Origin of the sequence: Eubacterium sp. AF15-50, assembly GCF_934835595.1 — a bacterium.
Lineage (GTDB): Bacteria > Bacillota > Clostridia > Lachnospirales > Lachnospiraceae > Eubacterium_G > Eubacterium_G segne.
Genome location: NZ_CAKVZL010000015.1, coordinates 1 through 22,322 on the forward strand (window position 1 = coordinate 1; position 22,322 = coordinate 22,322).

The 22,322-nt window shown below is 35.6% G+C and carries 15 protein-coding genes; 13 read left to right on the forward strand and 2 right to left on the reverse strand.

Annotated elements, in window-relative coordinates; all coding sequences use genetic code 11:
• Positions 1 to 214, forward strand: a 214-nt coding sequence (locus Q5O73_RS03280; RefSeq protein ID WP_368076737.1) for a hypothetical protein, incomplete at its 5' end; no start/stop codon positions are given.
• Between the two features lie 58 nt (positions 215 to 272).
• On the opposite strand, the gene Q5O73_RS03285 is transcribed toward Q5O73_RS03280, so the two are convergent.
• Positions 273 to 746 carry a hypothetical protein gene (locus Q5O73_RS03285; RefSeq protein ID WP_302669029.1) on the reverse strand — a complete coding sequence of 158 codons (474 nt, stop codon included), beginning with the start codon at positions 744 to 746 and terminating at the stop codon, positions 273 to 275.
• A gap of 167 nt (positions 747 to 913) precedes the next feature.
• Positions 914 to 1,630 (reverse strand): 1-acyl-sn-glycerol-3-phosphate acyltransferase, encoded by a 717-nt coding sequence (locus Q5O73_RS03290; protein WP_021952092.1) that lies wholly within the window; start codon positions 1,628 to 1,630, stop codon positions 914 to 916.
• A gap of 302 nt (positions 1,631 to 1,932) precedes the next feature.
• Between Q5O73_RS03290 and Q5O73_RS03295 the strand changes: the two genes are divergently transcribed.
• The 12 genes from Q5O73_RS03295 (at position 1,933) to Q5O73_RS03350 (ending at position 22,133) form a co-directional block, all read left to right on the forward strand.
• Positions 1,933 to 2,694, forward strand: a complete 762-nt coding sequence (locus Q5O73_RS03295; protein WP_302669030.1) for a hypothetical protein — start codon at positions 1,933 to 1,935, stop codon at positions 2,692 to 2,694.
• Between the two features lie 388 nt (positions 2,695 to 3,082).
• Positions 3,083 to 4,759, forward strand: coding sequence for a hypothetical protein (locus Q5O73_RS03300; RefSeq protein ID WP_302669031.1), 1,677 nt, complete (start codon positions 3,083 to 3,085; stop codon positions 4,757 to 4,759).
• An 80-nt stretch (positions 4,760 to 4,839) separates the two neighbouring features.
• Complete coding sequence (locus Q5O73_RS03305) at positions 4,840 to 7,965, forward strand: extracellular solute-binding protein (protein ID WP_118589996.1); 3,126 nt, start codon at positions 4,840 to 4,842, stop codon at positions 7,963 to 7,965.
• Positions 7,958 to 8,905: a carbohydrate ABC transporter permease gene (locus Q5O73_RS03310; RefSeq protein WP_118589998.1), complete on the forward strand. Its 948-nt coding sequence runs from the start codon at positions 7,958 to 7,960 to the stop codon at positions 8,903 to 8,905. The genes Q5O73_RS03305 and Q5O73_RS03310 overlap by 8 nt, the downstream gene beginning before the upstream one ends.
• Positions 8,906 to 8,921: 16 nt before the next feature.
• Positions 8,922 to 9,791 carry a carbohydrate ABC transporter permease gene (locus tag Q5O73_RS03315; protein ID WP_021952096.1) on the forward strand — a complete coding sequence of 290 codons (870 nt, stop codon included), beginning with the start codon at positions 8,922 to 8,924 and terminating at the stop codon, positions 9,789 to 9,791.
• 12 nt (positions 9,792 to 9,803) lie between these two features.
• Positions 9,804 to 11,870, forward strand: coding sequence for a YIP1 family protein (locus tag Q5O73_RS03320; RefSeq protein WP_302669032.1), 2,067 nt, complete (start codon positions 9,804 to 9,806; stop codon positions 11,868 to 11,870).
• Positions 11,854 to 14,370: a DUF5696 domain-containing protein gene (locus tag Q5O73_RS03325; protein ID WP_118590002.1), complete on the forward strand. Its 2,517-nt coding sequence runs from the start codon at positions 11,854 to 11,856 to the stop codon at positions 14,368 to 14,370. The genes Q5O73_RS03320 and Q5O73_RS03325 overlap by 17 nt, the downstream gene beginning before the upstream one ends.
• On the forward strand, positions 14,370 to 15,446 hold the full coding sequence (locus tag Q5O73_RS03330; RefSeq protein ID WP_118590004.1) for a carbohydrate ABC transporter permease: 1,077 nt from the start codon (positions 14,370 to 14,372) through the stop codon (positions 15,444 to 15,446). The genes Q5O73_RS03325 and Q5O73_RS03330 overlap by 1 nt, the downstream gene beginning before the upstream one ends.
• Positions 15,436 to 16,392: a carbohydrate ABC transporter permease gene (locus Q5O73_RS03335; protein WP_021952100.1), complete on the forward strand. Its 957-nt coding sequence runs from the start codon at positions 15,436 to 15,438 to the stop codon at positions 16,390 to 16,392. Before Q5O73_RS03330 ends, Q5O73_RS03335 begins: the two co-directional genes overlap by 11 nt.
• A 72-nt stretch (positions 16,393 to 16,464) precedes the next feature.
• Positions 16,465 to 17,838 carry a family 16 glycosylhydrolase gene (locus Q5O73_RS03340; RefSeq protein ID WP_302669033.1) on the forward strand — a complete coding sequence of 458 codons (1,374 nt, stop codon included), beginning with the start codon at positions 16,465 to 16,467 and terminating at the stop codon, positions 17,836 to 17,838.
• Positions 17,839 to 17,922: 84 nt separating this feature from the next.
• Positions 17,923 to 18,924: a LacI family DNA-binding transcriptional regulator gene (locus Q5O73_RS03345; RefSeq protein ID WP_021952102.1), complete on the forward strand. Its 1,002-nt coding sequence runs from the start codon at positions 17,923 to 17,925 to the stop codon at positions 18,922 to 18,924.
• Between the two features lie 29 nt (positions 18,925 to 18,953).
• On the forward strand, positions 18,954 to 22,133 hold the full coding sequence (locus tag Q5O73_RS03350) for a cellobiose phosphorylase (RefSeq protein WP_302669034.1): 3,180 nt from the start codon (positions 18,954 to 18,956) through the stop codon (positions 22,131 to 22,133).
• Positions 22,134 to 22,322 lie beyond the last annotated feature (189 nt).

Here is a 22,322-nt window from a genome sequence, read left to right on the forward strand (position 1 = left end):
GGAAAAGCAGGATATGTGTAAGGCAATTGATGACATGATGAGGGATGCAAGAATGAGTGGGGAAGCATTAGGAGAAGCAAGAGGAGAAGCTGAACGCAAAAGGATGCAGGAGAAGCTGGACGAAAAGCAAAGTCAAATAGAAAAAGAACGTAGAAGATATGAAAAAGAAATAGAGGAATTAAAGAGGCAGCTTGCCGAGAGGCAGACAGCTTAGAAACTAAAAAATGCATAAAAAAAGTCCCGGTGTATCGGGACTTTTTTTATGTGCTGTCTTATTTACTTTTTTGCCAAAAATGTTTCTTCTTTTTTGGCGGTTCGTAGATAGGACCACGTATTCTTTTAAATGAAGTGATATAAATACCACTGACAGAAGCTTTAATTTCCTGCTTTGGTAAAATCTGATCGTAAATCTTTGCATCTGCAATCAGATTCATAACTCTTGGACCTGCCTTAACTTTTACAATAGGAACCTTTGCACGTCTGGCATACTTAGGTGTCTGCTCAAGAACGATACTCGGAAGTCCTGAATCCTTAAGTTTTAACTTCTTCTTATCAATAACAAACAGGCTGACTGTCTGAGCATTTTCTTTCATGGTCTTTTCCTGCTCTGCCTGTTTCTTTTCGGCTTTACGACCTATAAAATAAAGAACAATAACAGCTACTAACAAAACTGCAACCACCACAATAAGTCCAATTGTCAGTCCGCTAAGTGCCATAATTGGTGAAATATTGTTTAAAATATTCATTATGTACCTCCACTTTTTTGTCTCTTGTGTTATTCTATCATTTAACAGAAAAATTTACAATAAAATATTAAGATGAGAGGGTTAAAAGTAAAATTTTCATTGGTCAAAGCCCATGGCTTACCCCCATTGACATAAAATTTTTTAAACATCAAAAAAACAAAAAGTTATTATTTAGAAATAATATTTTGAATTTCTCCTTTAACCCTTGCGGAAAGTCCTTTGGTTTCTTCCCTGGATAAATCAGCGGTATAAATAGGCTCGGCAAAGGTTACAGTTACTTTAGTTGATTTAATAAGAGGAAAATGATTCTCAAAAACATCTGCAGAACCTGTTATTCCTACAGGAACAATGGGACACTTTGATTTAGTAGCAATTTTAAAACCACCGTCCTTAAATTCCAGCATATTTCCGTCTTTTGAACGGGTTCCCTCAGGAAACAAAAATACAGAAATGCCCTTTTTAATAAGACCTGCCGCATCTAAAACAGATTTAAGCCCGGCTCTTGGATCACTTCTGTCTAAAAAGATGCAATTTACAAAATACATCCACCAGCTAAGAAATGGTACTTTTTTTATTTCCTTTTTTGCAACAAATCCTGTTGGTCGTTCCATCAACGGATAAGTAACAATAATATCGTAAAAACTGTTGTGATTTCCTACAAACAAAACAGGAGTATCCTTAGGAATATTCTCATATCCCGTAACTTCAAGTTTTACTCCTGAAATAAACATTACACATTTCAATCCCCATTGTACAAAAGAAAGACTGCTTTTATTTCTTATATCCATATTAAATTTTTGAATAATAAGTTCAGCTAACTGTATTGGTAACGATATAATAAAGTAAACCACAAGGAATAAAAAAACTCCTATAAGACGAATCATAATAACCTCCTATATTTAATGTAAATCAGATAAAAATAACCGATTTCATATTATGATAAAACTATTAAAAAACAGCCTTAAACATAGTAACATATTTATAGGTAAAAATGAATATGCAAAGGGAAAAAGTTTAAAATTGCAGAAACAACTACTTTGTTGACAATGTACAGAATAAGACATAAAAGATTGTAAAAATTGTTAGAAAGGATAATAAAAATGATTTTATTTATTGAACTACGGTATTCTTCGTGCTATACTCACAGTATATCGGGTATATTTATCTGAATAAAGGAGGAAATAAAATGAAAGTATTAAAAAGAATTGCGGCAGTAGCAGCTACAGTTGCATTAACTGTAGGTATGAGCGCAAGTTGTTTCGCAGCAGGTACCTGGGGACATTACATAGGTTTCTCAGAAGGTAATGTATGGTACGAAGCATCAGAAGGTTCATTTAAGGAAAATTCAGCTACAGGCTGGACAGCTAACATGGACGCTATCGGTTGGGGTGGTGTTTGGGGATACCAGGTATTCCAGGATGGCAAAGGAAAAGTTGATATTAAAAAAGGTGAGCAGTATACATTAAAGTGTACATTGAAATCAACTAAGATGGACAAATGGGTTGTAATTAAGATTGCAACTAAGGAAAATATTGCATTTGCTAAATGGGTTAAGTTACCAAAAAATCAGGCAGTAACAGTTGATGAAACATTTACAGCTAAATGTGATGCTAATTCAATTTACTTTGGATTAGGTGGAGATTTTGGTGACAGAGATGATGAAAAAGATTTGTACACATGGGCTGAAGGCGGAAAGTCAGCTATTTCAGACGGTGATGGAGATATGGCTGCAAAGGCTACAGTAATCACATGTACAGATTATTCATTAGCAGCACCTGCAGCAGCAAATGACAATCAGCAGAACAACAATGGTGGCAATACAACACAGCCTGCTACAAATACAACAACAGTAGCAACCGGAGATTTCGGACCTTACGCTTGTGCAGTAGCAGCTATCGCAGCAGCAGCAGTTATCGTTGTCTTTTCAAGAAAAAGAAAAGAAGCTTAATTAAAATAAAATATTTATCTGAAAAGAGTGGTCATTGACTTTTAGTTGGTGGCTGCTTTTTTTATTTATCGGAAAAATAGAAATTAATGAATAAGACACTTCATGAAAAAAATAAATCTTTAGCCACCAAATAGGGTGTTTTAGTGAAAACGTTTCACCAAATATTGGGATTATTGATAAGTATACAAAATTATATTAGAAAATATAGTAAAAAATTATGAAAAGCGTTTTCAATCCGTTGTTAAAATATTACAATAAAAAATATTGTAAAATCGTTTTTTACTGTTGATTTGTACATATTCTTGTGATAAAATCGTTTTAAAGAAAATCACTATGTGGTTTCTAATGTAGGTGATTAAATTTTTTCAAAATGAAGGAGGATATTAAAATGAAAAAATTAGGCCGTAAAGCATTAGCTTTAACATTAACATTGACACTTGGTGCTTCAATGGCATTAACAGGTTGTGGAAGCTCTAAGGAGAGCAAGAAGGGCGGAGATGGCAGCGACAATCTCGGCATTACAACAGGTTTGGCAAAGGACACTAAGGGAGAAGTATCTATTATGGTATGGTCCGGTGATGGAGAATACTATGAGGATATCGGAAATCCTGATAGCGCAGCAGGAAAGAAATTATCAGATCCTAGCAAGATTGTGGCTCAGAACGTAGCACAGGTATACGCAGTGGCTCAGAAGTTCCACACTGTATACCCTAACATTAAGATTAATTTATGGTCAAAAGTTGGTGACCCTGATCAGTACAACACAGCATCATGGGAACAGGAAATGGAAAACTTCCAGGCGAAGTACAAAAAGTATCCTGATATTTGGGGATCAACAAACGTAATAAACGACATTAAAAAAGGTTTAGTTGCTGATTTGTCAGTATACAAGGATGACGCAACATATAAGAAGTATAACGAAACACTTATGAGCAATCTTAACTATTATGGATTCCAGGCAGGACTTCCATCATACACAATTCCTGGTGGAATCTGGGTTAACAAGGCATTAGCAGAAGATAACAATATTAACGTTCCAAAGCCTGACTGGAGCATTGATGAATATACACGTTTTGTTTCAAAGGCGGATGGAAAAACATTCTGGGGTTCAAAGGGAACACCTGTTGATATTGTAAACCTTGGAACAACAACTATTAATAAGATGATTAAGGAAGAAAACAAAATTGACTTAAATAGTGATGAAGTAAAATCACTTCTTAAGTATTTCCCTAAATGGGCTGAAAAGTCTATTGACGTTGCAGCAGGTGCTGGAAAGATTACAAAGGATATTGTAAAAGAATGTTCAGCATATAGCTGGTACTACTTCACAAACAACAGATCTCTTGTAAACTTTGAAGATCCTTGGTTCCTTACAGCAGGTGCTGATGAATCAGCAAAGGATAGCGACGCTTATATTAAGTCAGCTGACTGGGACATTTACCCATACCCATCAACAGACTACTGTGAAAATACAATTAAGGTAATTATGGATCCTATTTGTCTTCACAACTATTCATTAGATGACAAGAAATCTGAATGGAGTGATGAAGAAAAACAGAAACTTGATGTTACATATACATTTGCTTCATTCTGGACAGCAAGTACAGCAGCAAGACAGGCAATATTTGATCAGAAGTGGTCAGACAATGGTCAGCTTAAGTCAGCAGCAGGTGATACATTCCCTGTAGTTTCAGGTGATGATTACGATGCACAGATGGAAATCTGGAACAAGCTTGACGCTCATAAAGCATATGCTGATAAAGAAGGATTCCAGAAAGTTCTTGAAATCTGGAAAGAAGGAAAGACATGGGATTACATTGACAAATGCTGGACTAGCACAATTTCAGAAAACGGTGACACAACAAAGACACTTTACGAATGGATTAACTGCGGACAGGAAAATGTTGCCGGAGCATGGTTTACTGATAAGGATTGGGCAGATAATGTTAAGTCAAGATTATCAGATTGGAATGATTCATGCAACAAGCGTATTCAGACAGCACAGAAACAGTTAAAAGATGCATTAAAAGAATATTACGGATTTGAGGACGCAGACTTAAAATAATCGTAACTAATAATTAATACATAAGTAATTGCGGAACTACAAAAACGTAGTTCCGCTTTTATAAAAAGGAAAGGACAACAATGAAAAGAAAAGTTATTGCTATTATAATTGGTATAGTGTGTGTCATTGTTGCAGCTGTATGCCTTAATCAGTTTGTATTTAGTACAAAAGTAACTTACATAAAGGATGCAGATAATCATAAAGTCCAAAAGGCTTATGACTTATTGGCTAATGCGTACCTTGATGATGGTGAAAAAACAGAGGTTTACTATACAGACTTTATTAAGACAAATAAAGAAATCGGTGAGGGAAATCATCAGGCGGTTTTAGAAAACGGAAAAGATGCTAAGGTATATTACGCTGAGAAAAAGAAAAACACAGATGACACCACGCCTGAAGCTGTTAAAGAATATGATTCAGACATGGTGGAATTAGACTATACAGATGTTGCCAAATATAAAGTATCCGTAGAAAAATCCGGATTATATTATTTAAACATAGATTATATGTCAGTAGGTGAGTCCTTATCAGATTACACCGTCAGTGCTACCATTAATGGAAAACAGCAGTATTCAGAAATGAATACCATTGCACTTCCTATTTTATGGACAGACGTAGATACTGACAAATATGTAGGAAGCGACGAAAAGAAAGATTTTCCTTTAGACAGCTATGGTGATGAAATGGCACCTAGTCAGAACAGAATACAGAAATGGACCAATACATACTTATACAACAATACATATGTATCAAGCACACCATTATGTTTCTATTTAGAAAAGGGAGAAAATGAAATCAATATCGAAAATGTTTCATCAGGTGGATTAGCTCTTGGCAAGTTAATGGCGCAGGAAGCAAAAACAAATGTTGCATCATATAAAGACTATGCGGCACAGCATCAGGATGCAGAGTTAGTAACAGCGGAAGATGATCAGCTAGAAATTGATGCAGTTTATTATACACAGAAAAATTCAACAGACGCTGTGTATGGAACCGATACAAATACATCACTTACAAGATTCAACATAGATCACGAAAAGTTAAATACATTACAGTGGAATTCAGCAGGTAACGAAATTGTATATACATTTAATGTAAAGAAAACAGGAAATTACAATATTGCATTCCACTATGACAATGGAAAGAAAGAATTCCAGTCATTTGAAACAATAAAAATAGATGGGGAAGTTCCATTTGAGGAAATGTACAATTACGCATTTGAACCTGTATCATCAGGCTATGAAAATGTGACATTGGCAGACAAAGATGGAAACAATTACAATTTCTATTTAACAGAAGGCAAACACACTATCGCAATTAAGCAGGAAAATGAGCCGGTAATGGAAGCATACAGATATGCTCTTCTTTTACAGCAGCATCTTACAGATTTCCAGCTGGAAATTACAAAAATTACGGGTAGTGATGTTGATACAGAGAGAAACTGGAAAATGACAAAGTACATTCCGGAAATCTCTGATTACCTTAATGCTTACGAAACAATTATTAAACATATAAGATATTTGCTTCAGGATTATTCACCAAATGGAAATTCAAGTGCCATATTGGCATATCTTGATGAGGCACAGCAATTTATTAAGACAATGAAAAAATATCCTGATGAAATTGCACTTCATACTAAAGATTTAACAGGTGCTGAAAACTCTATATTAGTTTCACTTAGTAACTTTACAACAGAGGTAACATCTAATGAATTTACATTAGACAGAATCTATATCTATGGAGAAAAGAATCAGATTAAAAGTGCAAATCCATCATTGGCAAGTTCAATGTGGACAGGTGTAAGATCACTGGTAAATACTTTTACTTCTGATAAATATGCAACAGGAGCAAAAGAGGACAGCAAAACTCTTACTATCTGGGTAAACAGAGCAATTACTCACGTTGACTTACTTCAGAAGATGGTAGATACAGAGTTTGTTCCATATTATAAGGAACAGACCGGAAAAGATATTAAGGTTAAGGTTTCAACAATGCCTGATGTCAGCAAACTGACACTGGCTATTGCAGCTGACCAGACACCGGATGTGGCATTGGGACTTATGTCATATGTACCATTTGATTTATCAAGCCGTGGTGCTTTATATGACTTGACTAAGTTTGATGATTTCTGGACTGTAGCAAGAAGATTCCCTACAGGTTCATTTGTATCATATGTATATAATGAAGGAATGTATGCTATACCTGAAACAACAGACTTTAATGCAATCGTTTACAGAACGGATATATTTAAAAACCTTGGGTTAAAGGTTCCTAATACATGGGATGATTTAATTGAAATTCTTCCTACATTACAGAGATATGGAATGAACTTCTATCACAACATTTCTTTAGGAACAACAGGTTATAAGTGGTTCTATCAGACAGCACCAATGATATTACAGAATGGTGGAGAGTTGTACACTCAGGATGATAATGGACTGATTACAACAGGTATTGATTCTAAGAAATCAGTTAAGGGATTACAGTTACTTGGTGATTTGTTTACTAAGTATTCTCTTGATACATCAGTGCAGACATTCTTTAACTCATTCAGATATTCAGTATTACCTATTGGTATCGTAGGAATGGAAGATTACACACTTATTAAAAACGGAGCAAAAGAATTAGACGGTAAATGGGCTATTTCACAGTATCTTGGTACAAAACAGGAAGATGGAACAGTCAACAGAACTTTTGTTGCAAACGGTACAGGTGGAGCAATCTTTAACACATCTGATAAGAAGCAGGAAGCATGGGAATTCCTTAAGTGGTGGACAAGTAAGAGCGTTCAGACAGAATATACATACACACTTCGCTCATCATATGGAAAGACATTCTTCTGGTTATCAGCTAACAGGGCAGCATTGGAAAATAACCCTATGGATGAAGCTGACAAGAAGATTATTACAGAACAGATTAATTATGTAACAGACGTTACAAGAACACCGGGACAGTATTTACTGGAAAGAACTATTTCTAATATTTGGACAACAATGGTATTTGACGGTACTGCAGGTCAGGTCGCAGTAGATGAAGCAAAGAATGATGTTAATAAAGAAATTGTTCGTAAAATGAAGGAACTTGGCTATTACGATGAAAACGGAAAAATGGTTAAGAAATTCAAACTCCAGGGATATGACTGGATAAAAGAAAATCAGGATAAGGCAAAAGCAGATCCGGGAGAGGAGGTAAGTTCGAATGAGTAATACAGCCGTAGCTACAAAAAAGGTAAAAGTAAGAAGCAGTAAAAAGTTTTACCAGACAGAAGGTTTTCATTCGTTTTTACTTTTACTTCCGTACGGATTATTGTTTTTTACATTTATTTTATTACCAATCATAATTGCCATAGGCTTATCATTCACTTACTTTGACGTTATTAATACACCAAAGTTTGCAGGAATGACTAACTATGTAACACTTCTCACAGGTGATGAAGTATTTATGAAATACGTTCTTCCAAATACAGTGTTATATGCCATAGTAGTAGGTGTAGGCGGATACGTTATGTCATTTATAATGGCATGGATATTAGCACAGGTTACACCAAGGGCAAGAACATTATATGCCCTGGCAATGTACACACCTTCCATGGCAGGTCAGATTATGATTCAGTACATCTGGAAGACAATCTTCTCAGGTGACCAAAACGGTCTTGCTAATGCATGGCTGCAGAAACTTGGATTTATTAATCAGCCTATACAGTGGTTGATTTCGTCAGATTACTTTATGGGAATTATGATATTTATATCCCTGTGGTCTTCAATGGGTATCGGATTCTTATCTATGATATCAGGTATTATGAACATAGATCAGGAACTATACGAGGCGGCTTATGTGGACGGTATCAAAAACAGAGCCCAGGAAATTATATACATTACGATACCTTCAATGAAACCACAGATGTTATTCGGTGCGGTTATGTCTATTGTAAATGCATTTAACATGGGTTGGATTGGTGTACAGTTAGCAGGAGCAAACCCGACACCAGGATATTCCGGACAGCTGATAGCCAACCACATTGATGATTACGCATTTGTAAGATACGAGATGGGTTATGCGGCGGCAGTATCTGTTGCACTGTTATGTCTCGTATGGGTATGTAGTAAGGTAGCCAATACATTATTTACTGAAAAAGAAGAATATTAGAAAGGAGGATACATAAATGGCAAATTTTCAAGGTAACAGAATTAATCCTACAAGATTTTCCCGTGGACAGATTAAGTTCCATGTAGTTGCATTACCATTATCAATATTTATGATCCTTCCGGTAATATTTATGATAAATAATGCATTTAAACCTTTAGGAGAATTGTTTAGATTCCCACCTACACTTTTTGTACAAAATCCTACATTGGATAACTTTAAAAACCTGTTTAGCTTATCAGGTGCAACAGGTATTCCAATGTCAAGATATTTTTTGAACTCATTTATAGTAGCATTTTTAACAGTTGTACTTGGAATAATCATTACAATTATGGCTGCGTATGTTTTCTCTAAAAAGAAGTTCAAATTAAAGGGAGCTTTATGGGAAGTCAACCAGATGGCACTTATGTTTGTAGCCACAGCGGTTGCTATTCCAAGATACTTAATTATAGTAAGAATCGGAGCATACAACACATGGTTTGCACATGTCCTTCCACTTATTGCAATGCCTGTAAGTTTGTTCCTTGTAAAACAGTTTGTTGACGGTATTCCGAATGCACTTATTGAGGCAGCTGTAGTAGACGGTGCAGGAGATGTTACCATTTTAAGAAAGGTAATTGTTCCACTTACAAAGCCGGCTCTTGCAACATCAGTAGTGCTTACATTCCAGCAGGTATGGAATAACGTTGAAACATCAAACAACTACATTACAAACGAAGCGTTAAGAACATTAACATATTATTGTAACTCCATTGGTGTAAATAATGCGGTGGCGGCAGCAGGTATGGTAGCAGCATCAAGTTTATTCCTGTTCTTACCAAACCTTATAATTTTCATATGCATGCAGTCAAAGGTTATGAACACAATGGCAAGTTCAGGTATCAAGTAAGGAGGCAGATAAATGAGAAAATTATGGAAAAAATCATCGGCTCTGTTTCTGGCATTGATATTTACGGTTATGGCAGTTTTACCTGTGGCAGCTTCTCAGGCAACCAGTTATACATATACAATGGATGACCAAAGTGAGATGGTAAGAACACAGGATGCTTACCTGCCGGACAGAACCATAACAGACTTAGGTCTTTCAGATCCGGAGGACATGATTATTGATGATAACAATCAGGCATACATCGTTGACACCGGAAACAGAAGAATTGTAATTTTTGACTTAAACACAGAAAAAGTTGTAAAAGTCATAAATAAACAGACAGTTGAATCTAAAGATTTTACGGGATTTGATACTCCAAAGGGAATTTTTAGAACAAACGAAGGAGAAATATATGTTGCAGATACCGGAGCCAAAACAGTATTCAGATTCACAAAAGACTTTGAATATGTAAGAAGATATGACAGACCAACGGCACCGATTTTTGCAGATACAAACTACGAACCTAGTAAAGTGACAGTAGATAGCGGAAATAACTTATACATCGTATCAGAAGGTGTATATGCCGGAATTATTCAGTTGGCTAATACAGGGGAATTCTTAGGTTACTTTACCTCAAACAAAGCTACATTAACACCACAGCAGGTGTTCTTAAAAATTATTTATACAAAAGAACAGCAGAAAAAATCCGCAGCGTTAAACACTTTGCCATCAACATTCTCTAATGTATATGTTGATAAGAAGGGAACAGCTTACTCAGTTTGTATGGGAAAGGGTGGTGACCTTTTAAAGAAACATAGTACAAACGGAAAAAATATGTTTAATGGTGCAATAATATCTTCAGATGCTTTTACCGATGTAACTGCTGATGATAATGGAATTATTTACGCAAGTGATTCTAAAGGATTTATCTGGGTATACACAAGCTCAGGAGAAGTAATATTCTCATTAGGTGAACAGGCAGAGGATACTGATATTTCAGGTTTGTTCTCATCCCTTACTACAATAGCAGTAGATAGGGACGGAAATATCTGGACAGCTGACGGAAAGAAAGGATTCTTACAGTCCTTCACACCTACAGAATATGCAACAACAATATTTAAGGCATTAGACGAATACGAAAACGGTGATTACGATGATGCACTTAAAGATTGGAATTATGTATTACAGCTTAACCAGATGTCGGTTTTAGCACACAATGGTGTAGCAAAGGCATACTTCAATGCAGAAAAATATGATAAGGCAATGGAACATTTTGAAATAGCCGGAAACAGAGACGGATATTCAGATGCATTCTGGGAAGTAAGAAATAAGTCAATTCAGAAATGGCTTGGCACAGTTCTTGTTATTCTTATTATATTAATTGCACTTAAGGTTATTATTGGATTTATTGATAGGAATAAAATTATTAAGAAAAAGAAACGTGCATTAGGAAAGGTATTAAAGAATACACCGGTTATTGGTGAAATCGGATACGCTTTCAAATGTGCAAAGCATCCTATTGACAGATACTATGATATAAGGGTACATAAAAACGGCTCAATGATAGCAGCAACAATTATTTACATTGTATTTTTCGGTGTATATATGCTGTATCAGACATCAAAAGGATTTATTTACCAGTATACAAAGGTTGAAGATATGGATATGGGAGCAGTGGTAGTTGGTTTCTTTGCAATATTGATTCTCTTTATTGTATGTAACTATCTTGTAACATCAATTACAGATGGTGACGGAACCTTAAAACAGGTATACATGATTCCGGCTTACGGATTAATGCCGGTTATGATATGCATGTTGGCAACTATCGGAATGTCATATGTATTGACATATAATGAGTCATTTATTCTTACAGTAATAATGATTATCGGACTTGTATGGAGCATAGCAGTTATATTTGAGGGACTTTCAACTGTACATGATTATGATTTCAAAAATACAGTGGTAAGTTTACTGATAACAGCAGTGTTTATGTTAATTGTAGCTATAGTAGTTCTGGTAGTTATTATCATGTGGGAACAGTTGTATGACTTCTTATTAACAGTAGGAAAGGAGATTATAAGAAATGTTACAGGCCGCTAAATATAAAAAGTTAAAAATAACAGCACTTGTTGTATGTCTCTTATGTGTCCTTTCTCTTGGAGTTGCGGTAGCAGCTGCGTTCCTTAACACAAACAGAGATACAAGACCGGCTCCTGAAAAGGTTGAATCGGGACTTGAAAAAACAAATGCTTATGAACTTCTTTGTGAAAAAGGAGATTACAGATATTATTTCAGAGATGACAGGGATATTATCTTAATTGAAAACAAGAACACAGGTTATATCTGGAAAACAGGTGTTGACATAGCACTTCCATCAGAGATAGAAGAAGCTTTTGATGTGGTAAACAGTGCCAAGGAAGATAATGACCCGTCAGAAATTAAAGATTATGCAGATGATTTGGGAATTAGTGTGGCAGACGTAAAGACAATTGCCAATACACCAAAGGATTCATCCTTTACTAATGACCGTTATGGTGCATATGCAAACTCGCTTCTTACTGTTGAGTACTACACAGGCTCAGGTAAGGCTATGAAGACTTCAAGAGTTTCATCAGCATCATATGATGAAGATGAAGGCAATTCAGGACTTGAAGCAGTAGACAAGGAAAAAGGTGAATATGTATTAAAATGCTTATTTAAAATTGAGAAAGAAGATTTAGGCATTAATGTATATATTACTTTTGGAGATGACGGAAACATAACATACAACATTCCTTATAAAGAAATTACAGGAAAAGCCATTGATAAAATATGCAACATTGTTATTACACCGTTCTTAGGAACAAGTGGTGGCGCAACATTAGCATATGACAAAGATGAGCAGGACTGGGTAACTCTTAAGGGAAAAGAAATTACACCGGGTTATGCATTAATTCCTGATGGAAGCGGTGCATTGGTAAGATTTGAAGACAACAAGACAAAATTCAGTGATTATAAAGGTAAGGTTTATGGGGAAGACCCTGCAACACAGCTTACATATTATGATTCATTAGGAGATACAGTTCCTGTAAAGAATCCTACAATGCCGGTATTTGGTATTTCCCATGGTGACGGAACCCAGGCAGCATTTGTAGCTTATGCGGACAGTGGTGATGAATATATGTCAATTAATGCAACACCTTCATCATCAGGAGAAGGTGAAGTAAGATATACATATGCATACCCTAGCTTCAAATTCAACTCTGAATTTTATCAGGTTATAAATCAGGCAGGTGAGTCATACAGAAAGACTCAGGATGAGCCAAACAAGTTTGATATATCAATGACATATCAGTTTTTAAGTGGTGACGGCAGCGACGGAAAGCCGGCAGCAGACTATACAGGAATGGCTAAGGCATACAGACAGCATTTAATTGACAATGGAACATTAACTGAAAAAACAGCAGATGGAAATATTCCAATTAGAATTGACTTCCTTATGTCAGATTCTAAGAAGGGTGTATTCTCAACACAGGAAGTTGATGTTACAACAGTTGATGATGTAAGAAGTATCTTGGACAAAATTTTAGATGATGGAATAAGCAACATTAATTCAGGATTAATAGGATGGCAAAGTGGCGGACAGACGCTGGCAAAACCAAACAGCACTAAGTTCTCTGGCTCAATTGGAAAGAAGGGTGCTTTTGAAAGCCTTATGTCAGACTTTAACAAGAAGAATGTAGATATTTCATTCTCAAGAGAATTTACTACAATTAATGAAGATATGGTAAGTTACTATAACAATGCAGCAAAGCATTTGAATACACGGTATCTTGAACTGGATAAATCAGAAGTTCTTCCAAAGAATGTTCCGGTAACGGAATACGGATACGCAGCACCTAAAAAGACTGCGCAGTGGATTCAGGATTTGTATGATGATTTGGGAGATTTAAGCCCGTCATTTACAATAGAAGGTGCTTCAAATGTATTAATCAGCACATATAACAGTGATGGAGCTGAAACAACAGTATCTCAAGCTGTAAAGTTATATCAGGATACAATTGAAAACATAACAAAGAAAGGAACAAAGGTTAATCTTGTAAATCCAAATCTTTACTTATGGAAGTATGCGGACAGATATTTACAGTCACCGGTTGGAACATCACAGTATGTTTACGAAACTGATACGGTTCCATTCTTACAAATGGTACTTCACGGTACAATGGAAGTTTACGCACCATATGCTAACTTCTCATTCTACTCAGCAACAGACCAGTTAAGAATGATTGATTATAACATTTCACCGTCATTTGTTTTAACTAAGCAGCCATCTTACTTATTAGCATCAACTACATCTTCAGATTATTATTCAACAGAGTTTGAACAGTATGAAGAGTTGATTCAGAATATTTATAAGGTTGTAAACGAGCCTTTATCACAGGTTGCAGGATACAACTGGGATGGAAGAAAAGTATTACAGGATGGTGTAATAGAAAACAGCTATTCAAAGGATGGCAGCCAAAAGAGTATTGTTATAAATTACACTGATGAAGATGTTACTGTAGGAAATACAACAGTAGCAGCCATGAGTGCAAAAGTTATAGAGGGAGGTGTTAAATAATGGCAGAAGAAAAGATTAAGTCAGCAACAACTCCTAAGACACAGGCAAAACCTAAGAAAAGAAAGAAAATGCGTACATATCAGCAGAGACAGGACAGAACAGGTTATATGTTCATGGCTCCATGGATTATCGGATTTCTGGCATTTACGCTTTTTCCGTTCATATTTACAATTTACTTAAGTTTTAACAATGTTAAAAAGACAACATTAGGATATGAAATCCATTTTACAGGCATAAACAATTACATTGAAGCCTTTGTAGGAAGTACGGATTTCCTTCCAGCACTGATTAAGTATTTACAGATGATTGTACCGTATACATTTATTGTAGTAGTATTATCATTTATCATTGCTTATCTCCTTTGCAAGATTACTACAGGTAAGGGAATACTTAGAACAATTTATTTCCTTCCGGTTGTAATTATGTCAGGACCGGTTATGACACAGATTATGCAGGTTCAAAGTGCAGAGGCAACAGCAGCAGATAAAATCAATGCGGCAGTGGAAAAGGCAAATGCTTATTCAAACATTTTCATAATGCAGATTATTGACAGTTATTCACCGGCTTTAGCATCAGCATTGGCAGGAATATTTGACCAGTTATCAATAATTTTATGGTTTACAGGTATTCCTATTGTACTGTTTATAAACGGTTTACAGAAAATCAATACAAGCATTTATGAAGCAGCAAGAATTGATTCTGCTAATGCATGGCAGATAATGTGGAAGATAACAATTCCAATGTTAAAGCAGATTGGACTTATTATCACGATATTTACAGTTATTCAGCTTGGTATGTTTAATTCAATTAATCCGTTGTATGAACTGATTGAAGAAAAGACCGGTGAAACGGGAAGCGGATTAGGTTATGCGGCAACCTACGCATGGATATACACTGTAATTGTTTTGATTATCGTAGGAATTGTATTCTTATTATTCAGAGAGCGAAAGCCAAAGGATATAAAGGCGAGAAAGAGACAGGAAAAGAAGTTAAAGAAGTTAGACAAACAGCAGAAGAGAAGACTTGCAGCTCAAAAGAGACATCAGGCAAAGGAGGCAAAGTTATATGGCAAATAAAGATACAAGTGCAAAGAAAATTGATTTGTCAGCTATAAAGAAAATCAACTTTGCCAAATTAAAGAAATTAAAAGGTGTTGCAATTATCTCTAAAGTAGCAATATATTTTGTACTTATATGTATAGGATTTATTTTCTTAGAGCCGATTTTTGAGATGATTTCAAAAGCAATTATGACATCTAAGGATTTAATTGACCCGGCAATAAGCTGGATACCTAAACATGCTACACTGGACAACTTTAAAAATGCAATATCAACACTTAACATACCAACGTCACTGATTAACTCGATTTTGTTTTCAGCAGTGCTTGCCATAGCACAGACAGCGGTGTCGGCAATGACAGGATTTGCATTATCAAGATATACATTTAAGGGACATAATTTCTGGTTCGTAATGCTTATATTAGCATTCATTCTTCCGGTTCCACTTTTAACAGTTCCAAGAATTATGTTATTTGGAACATTAGAAAGTGCAATTGGAATTAAGATGATTAACACAGCTATTCCTCAGATATTAATGGCTTTGTTAGGCCAGGGAACTTATTCCACAATGTTAATTTTGATATTTTATAACTTCTTCAACATGATTCCAAAATCATTAGATGAAGCAGCAATGATTGATGGAGCCGGCTCATTTAAGGTGTTCTATCACGTAGCAATCAGATTATCAATATCAACTATACTTGTTGTATTCCTGTTTTCATTCGTATTTAACTGGAATGAAACTTACACAACAAATATTATGTTGGGTGATGCATTAGAATTACTTCCTGGAAAACTGGCATTGTTTGATAACGGTGCTGCAAGTGGTACGGGAAATGTGGTAAATGAAGCTAACCGAATGGCAGCCACACTTATGGCAATAGCACCATTATTAGTATTATATGCTCTCGTTCAGAAACAGTTTATCGAGGGTATTGAAAACACCGGTATTACAGGTGAATAAAGCAACAGGGAAGAGGTCATGCATGTGACCTTTCCCATAACTATATTAATATTAATGAAAGGGCAAAAAAATATGAAGATTTTTAAGCAGATCACTTCAATTGTAATGGCAGTAGCCATGGTGGCCACGATTATTGCTGTAAATCCGGTAGACGCAAGTGCTAAAGTAACTATTAAGTCCGGAAAGAAGATTGCTTTAACCGTAGGCAAAAAAACAACAATTAAGGTAAAACAAAAAGGTGCAAAATTCACATCAAGCAATAAGAAAATTGCAACTGTAACTAAAAAGGGAAAAGTAACAGCCAAAAGACCCGGAGCATGTAAAATTGTGGTTAAAGTTGGAAAAAGCAAGAAAAGTGTTCCTGTAACTGTTACACCACCAAACATTACAATTGACAAGGCAAAAAATGCTTCAGACAAGGGTATTGAAGTAATGTGGGAAAAATCAGGTAACAGGTATATAACAGGTTATTATGTATATTACTCCACAAATGCTAAAAGCGGTTTTAAGTCTGTAAAAGTTGGTAATGTAAGCAGAACAAAAATTGACAATTTAACAGTAGGCAAAACATATTATTTTAAAGTCAAGGCATACTCAAAGGTTGGTAAGAAAATATACACCAGTGCCAAATATTCAGGAGTTGTAAGCGATAAGGTTCGTAAAATGGTTTGGAATGATGAATTTAAAGGAACAGAGCTTGACACAACAAAATGGAATAATAATGGTGCAACAGGTGCCGGCGGATACGGAAACAAGGAACTTCAGAACTATCAAATGAGATTTAGTGAAGTAAAAGATGGAAATCTGATTATTAAGCCACAGTTTGAGTATAATCCTGAAACTAAATCATGTGTACCTAATCGTTATTATTCAACTAAAATATGGACTAAGGATATGTATTCATTAAAGTATGGTAAAGTTGAGTTTAGAGCTAAATTACCAAAAGGTCAGGGAACATGGGCAGCAGGCTGGATGTTAGGATATGGAACATGGCCGATGTGTGGTGAGATAGACGTTTTTGAATCAACTAAAGATGAATCAAAAACAACCATACCACAGTCTATCCATTGTCAGAGGTTTAACGGAATGCCAACAAGTTCAGGAAATAAGTACAAAAATGCTATTGTAAAGGATGCAACAAGTGCATACCATACATATGGTGTTGTGTGGACACCTGATTCAGTTACATTTACCCTTGATGGAAAAATAACATGGACTTATGATCCGGATATGTACGTTGCTACAGGAAAGGGTGTAAACGTTCCTGCAATATGGCCGTATAATAAAGATTTCTACCTTATCATTAACTGTGCTATAGGCGGAGTCCTTGGTGGGAATGTAACACCTAAGTATTGGACAAAGATTAATGAATACAATACAAATTCAGGAATAAGACAAACATATCAGGATTATATGTATGTTGACTATGTAAGGGTATACCAGTAAAACAATAAAAGATTTGTCCGGCGAAGAGAAGGAAAACTCTTTGCCGGATAGAAAATATGTTTAAAGAAAAATGGAGGTTATTGTATGGTTACAATAAAAGACGTTGCCAAGGAAGCAGGAGTGGCAATCTCAACAGTTTCAAATGTTTTTAACAGAGCTGACATCGTAAGTGAGGAAACAAAGCAGAAGGTATTATTGGCAGTAGAAAAATTGCATTACATTCCAAATATGAATGCAAAATTACTTAAGTCTAACAGAAAAAATACAATAGGCCTCTTTTTAACAAGTTTGCAGGGAGACTTCTATAAGGTATTAATACAGGCTGTTCACTTACAGTGTAAATTAAATAACTATATGTTAAATATTTATGTAAGTAACGGAAACTCACCGGACGAAATCTATAGAATGATTATTGCATCAGGAGTAGCAGGGGCAATTATCTATCATGAAGATCTAACAGGTGATTATGTTAAGAGAATAGCTACAGTTAATATTCCTATGGTATTCCTTGACAGGGCCAGCAAAGGAAGAAATATTTCAGGTGTGTTATCAGATGATAAGTTAGGTGCAACAATGGCTGTTGATCACTTAATTAAACTTGGTCACAAGAGAATCGGATATATGCATGGAAATGAATCGGGAGATGACAAGCATCGTTACGAAGGTTACGTTGAAATGATGGAAAAGAACAATCTCCCTATAGACGAAAACATTGTTTTAAGAGGTTATTATGAGGAATCTTTAGCGTATAGTGAAATGCGCTCATTGCTTTCTAGCGGTGTAGAACTGCCGGACGCAATGTTCTGTGCCAACGATGAAATGGCATGGGGATGTATACAGGCATTGCAGGATGTGGGAATTAAAGTTCCGGAACAGGTAAGCGTAATAGGTTATGATGACAGCACATTAAGTGCTTATTACGGAGTTCCACTTACAACAGTTCACAATCCGATTACAGAAATGGGCAGTGCCAGTGCCAATGAACTTTTCAGATTATTAAATGATGAGGGAGATAAGAGTGGTACTGTAACTAAGCTTTCTCCAAAGATGGTCTATAGAAGCTCATGTGGAAAGTGTAACAAGTAAAAAATAGATATATTCGTAAGGAGATTATAATGGAAAATTACAGACTTGAAGGTAAGACTTTTGTAATTGATGATTATGACAGATTACCTGCATTCTCAAGTTTTCTTCCTGGTCTTGCAGGTGTGAAAGGTATTCCAATGTGGACTTTTTACACCAACAGAGGTCAGGGAATGAACAGTTTTGGTATTGACAATAAAGGAAATGCCATTATGGAGTTCAATTCAGCAAATACAGCGTTTGAAAATACAACAGTAAAAGGCTTTAGAACATTCTTAACCATAGACGGAGAATATTATGAACCATTCTTCAAATATGAAGATGATGCAAAACGTCAGATTCGTATGAATAAGAATAGTTTTAAAGTAATCGAAAGAAATGAAAAATACGGAATTGAAATAACAGTTAATTACTATGTTTTACCAAACGAAAGCATTGGAGCATTAGTAAGACAGGTTTCAATTAAAAACATAAGTGGACAGAAAAAGAACATAGAGATAATTGACGGACTTCCAAAGATTATTACATATGGTATTTCTAATGGTGAATTTAAGGAAATGTCAAACTTATTTAAAAGCTGGGCATATATCAAAAATATTGATAACAAAGTTCCTTATTATACACTTAGAGCTTCAACAAAGGATTCAGCTGAGGTATCAGATGTAGAGGGTGGTTATTATTATCTTACAGTTAAGGACGGAAAATTACAGGATGTAATTTACGACGTTGATACAGTGTTTGGTTATGATTTATCCCTTATGACACCGGTAAGATTTATTGATGGTGGCATTGATAATGTTCTTGGAAAAGAACAGTGCTTTGCTAACAAGGTACCTTGTGGTTTTACACCATTTAAGACACAGTTAGATGACGGAGAAGAATTCTCCTTTGATACAATGATGGGCTTTGCAGGTTCTGTAGATCAGATTAACGCAAAGATAGACACATTCTGTAAAGAAGGATATTTACAGGACAAATTTGTGGAAGCAGAAGAGTTAGCTGAAAGCTTTACTTCAGATGTTAAAACACATACTGCAGCAGGCAAGTTTGACCAGTATATTGAGCAGTGCTATTTAGATAACTTCCTTCGTGGAGGATATCCATATGTACTTAATAAAGACGGAAATAAATCAATTATTCACCTGTTTAGCCGTAAACATGGTGATCCTGAAAGAGATTATAATTTCTTCTCAATTGCAGCAGAGTATTATTCTCAGGGTAATGGTAACTTCCGTGATGTTTCACAGAATAGAAGAAATGACGTGTTCTTTAATAAAGATGTTGGGGACTTTAACGTAAAGACTTTCTTTAGTTTAGTTCAGGCAGACGGATACAATCCGTTAGAGGTACGTCCAAGTCTTTTCAATGTTATTGAAGGAAAAGAGGAAGAAGTTAAGGCATATGTAAAGGAAAGCATTGATGGTGATGCATCTGCCATTGTTAAAATAGTGGAAGGTAAATTTACACCGGGACAGATTTCCAATACAATCGCAAGATTACAGTTAAATCTTAAAGTGGATGATGGTGAATTTATTGCCAATATTTTAAATAACTGCAATCAGAATATAGAAGCCGGTTTTGGCGAAGGATACTGGAGTGACCATTGGGATTATAATATGGATCTTGTGGATAATTATTTATCAGTATTCCCTGACAAAAAGGATCAGTTCCTGTTTGGAGATGATACATATAAATTCTATGACAGCGTTGCATATGTTGTTCCAAGAGATGAGAAATATGTAATTAACAAAAAGGGTGATGTACGTCAGTACGGCATGGAAGTTGAAGATGAGGAGAAACTTGCAAGAGAAGGATTTAACAAGTGGGCAACTAACTGGTTAAAGGAAAAGGACGGCAAGACTGTTCATACAACCCTTGCAGTTAAGATGATTATTTTGGCACTTAGCAAGTTCGCCCAGATGGATATGGATGGAATTGGTGTTGAAATGGAAGGTGGAAAGCCTGGCTGGAACGATGCAATGAATGGACTTCCGGGATTGTTTGGTTCAGGAACACCTGAAACTTTTGAACTGAAGAGACTTGTTAAGTTTATTACAGATAATTTCGGTGGTGACGGATTTGTAGTAATGCCTGTTGAAATATCAAAATATTTAGATGCAGTTAAGGCAGAGCTGGACAAATATAATGCAGGAACCCTTAATGACTTTGAATATTGGGATGCTGTTGCATCAGTGAGAGAAGCTTACAGAGCTGCAACTAAGCTGGAATTTAGTGGAGATAAGGATTCAGTATCTAAGGCACACATCGTTGAAGTTTTTGAAGCATTTGCAGAGAAGATTGAAAAGGGTATTGAGAAGGCTGTAGAAATTGGAAATGGTCTTGTTCCTACATACTTTACTCATGAAGCCGTAGATTTTGAACCTGTAGTAGATGAAAATGGTGAGCCGGTTATTAGTCATTACGGATTACAGAAGGCAAAGGTTAAGGCATTTAAAGCGGTTCCTCTTCCGTATTTCCTTGAAGGTCCTGCAAGAATGATGGGATATGTTGATGTTGACACAGCAAGAGATATGTTCGACAAGGTAAAGAAAACAGATCTTTATGACAAGAAACTTGCCATGTATAAAACATCTGCATCAATTGAAGGATGCTCCATGGAAAATGGTCGTTGCCGTGCATTTACACCGGGATGGCAGGAGAGAGAAAATGTATTCCTTCATATGGAATATAAATATATTCTTGCTATGCTTAAGGCAGGCTTATATGATGAATATTATGACACAATAACAAGAGCACTTATACCGTTCCTTGATCCGAATATGTATGGAAGAAGCACATTAGAAAATTCTTCTTTCCTTGCATCAAGTGCCAATCCTAATCCGGATGTTCATGGAAGAGGATTCGTTGCAAGACTTTCAGGTTCTACAACAGAAATGATTTCTATGTGGATTGAAATGTTTATAGGTGACAAGGTATTTACATACGAAGATGGAAAGTTAGTTCTTAATTTTGAACCAAAACTTGCTAACTGGTTATTTGATGAAGGAAAGGCAACCTTCAGATTGCTTTCAACATGCGATGTTACATATGTAAATAACACAGGCAAGAATACATTTGGAAAGGATGCAGCTAAGGTATCTAAGATTGAAATCAATGGAGAAGTTGTTTCAACAGAACCAAAGATTGTGGGAGAAAAGGCTGAAGCTGTAAGAAACGGTGAAATAGACAAGATAACAGTTTATTTTGAATAAGTTTTCAGATGATAAAATAAAATAATATGATTTTTTATCCGGCAGGAAATCCTGCCGGATATTTTTTATGCTAAATTGCTGTAATGTAATAGTAATAATACAGCATTATTGGAAGTATTATACAAAGTTACTGGAAAAAAACTTGAAAAATGTTTTTATAAGTTCTATAATGTTTTTATTCGAAAAACA

What these genes read in the sequence shown, in the direction of transcription:
- Q5O73_RS03285 (WP_302669029.1), bottom strand. Translation starts at nt 746, where the DNA reads ATGAATATTTTAAACAATATTTCACCAATTATGGCACTTAGCGGACTG.
- Q5O73_RS03290 (WP_021952092.1), bottom strand. Translation starts at nt 1,630, where the DNA reads ATGATTCGTCTTATAGGAGTTTTTTTATTCCTTGTGGTTTACTTTATT.
- Q5O73_RS03295 (WP_302669030.1), top strand. Translation starts at nt 1,933, where the DNA reads ATGAAAGTATTAAAAAGAATTGCGGCAGTAGCAGCTACAGTTGCATTA.
- Q5O73_RS03300 (WP_302669031.1), top strand. Translation starts at nt 3,083, where the DNA reads ATGAAAAAATTAGGCCGTAAAGCATTAGCTTTAACATTAACATTGACA.
- Q5O73_RS03305 (WP_118589996.1), top strand. Translation starts at nt 4,840, where the DNA reads ATGAAAAGAAAAGTTATTGCTATTATAATTGGTATAGTGTGTGTCATT.
- Q5O73_RS03310 (WP_118589998.1), top strand. Translation starts at nt 7,958, where the DNA reads ATGAGTAATACAGCCGTAGCTACAAAAAAGGTAAAAGTAAGAAGCAGT.
- Q5O73_RS03315 (WP_021952096.1), top strand. Translation starts at nt 8,922, where the DNA reads ATGGCAAATTTTCAAGGTAACAGAATTAATCCTACAAGATTTTCCCGT.
- Q5O73_RS03320 (WP_302669032.1), top strand. Translation starts at nt 9,804, where the DNA reads ATGAGAAAATTATGGAAAAAATCATCGGCTCTGTTTCTGGCATTGATA.
- Q5O73_RS03325 (WP_118590002.1), top strand. Translation starts at nt 11,854, where the DNA reads ATGTTACAGGCCGCTAAATATAAAAAGTTAAAAATAACAGCACTTGTT.
- Q5O73_RS03330 (WP_118590004.1), top strand. Translation starts at nt 14,370, where the DNA reads ATGGCAGAAGAAAAGATTAAGTCAGCAACAACTCCTAAGACACAGGCA.
- Q5O73_RS03335 (WP_021952100.1), top strand. Translation starts at nt 15,436, where the DNA reads ATGGCAAATAAAGATACAAGTGCAAAGAAAATTGATTTGTCAGCTATA.
- Q5O73_RS03340 (WP_302669033.1), top strand. Translation starts at nt 16,465, where the DNA reads ATGAAGATTTTTAAGCAGATCACTTCAATTGTAATGGCAGTAGCCATG.
- Q5O73_RS03345 (WP_021952102.1), top strand. Translation starts at nt 17,923, where the DNA reads ATGGTTACAATAAAAGACGTTGCCAAGGAAGCAGGAGTGGCAATCTCA.
- Q5O73_RS03350 (WP_302669034.1), top strand. Translation starts at nt 18,954, where the DNA reads ATGGAAAATTACAGACTTGAAGGTAAGACTTTTGTAATTGATGATTAT.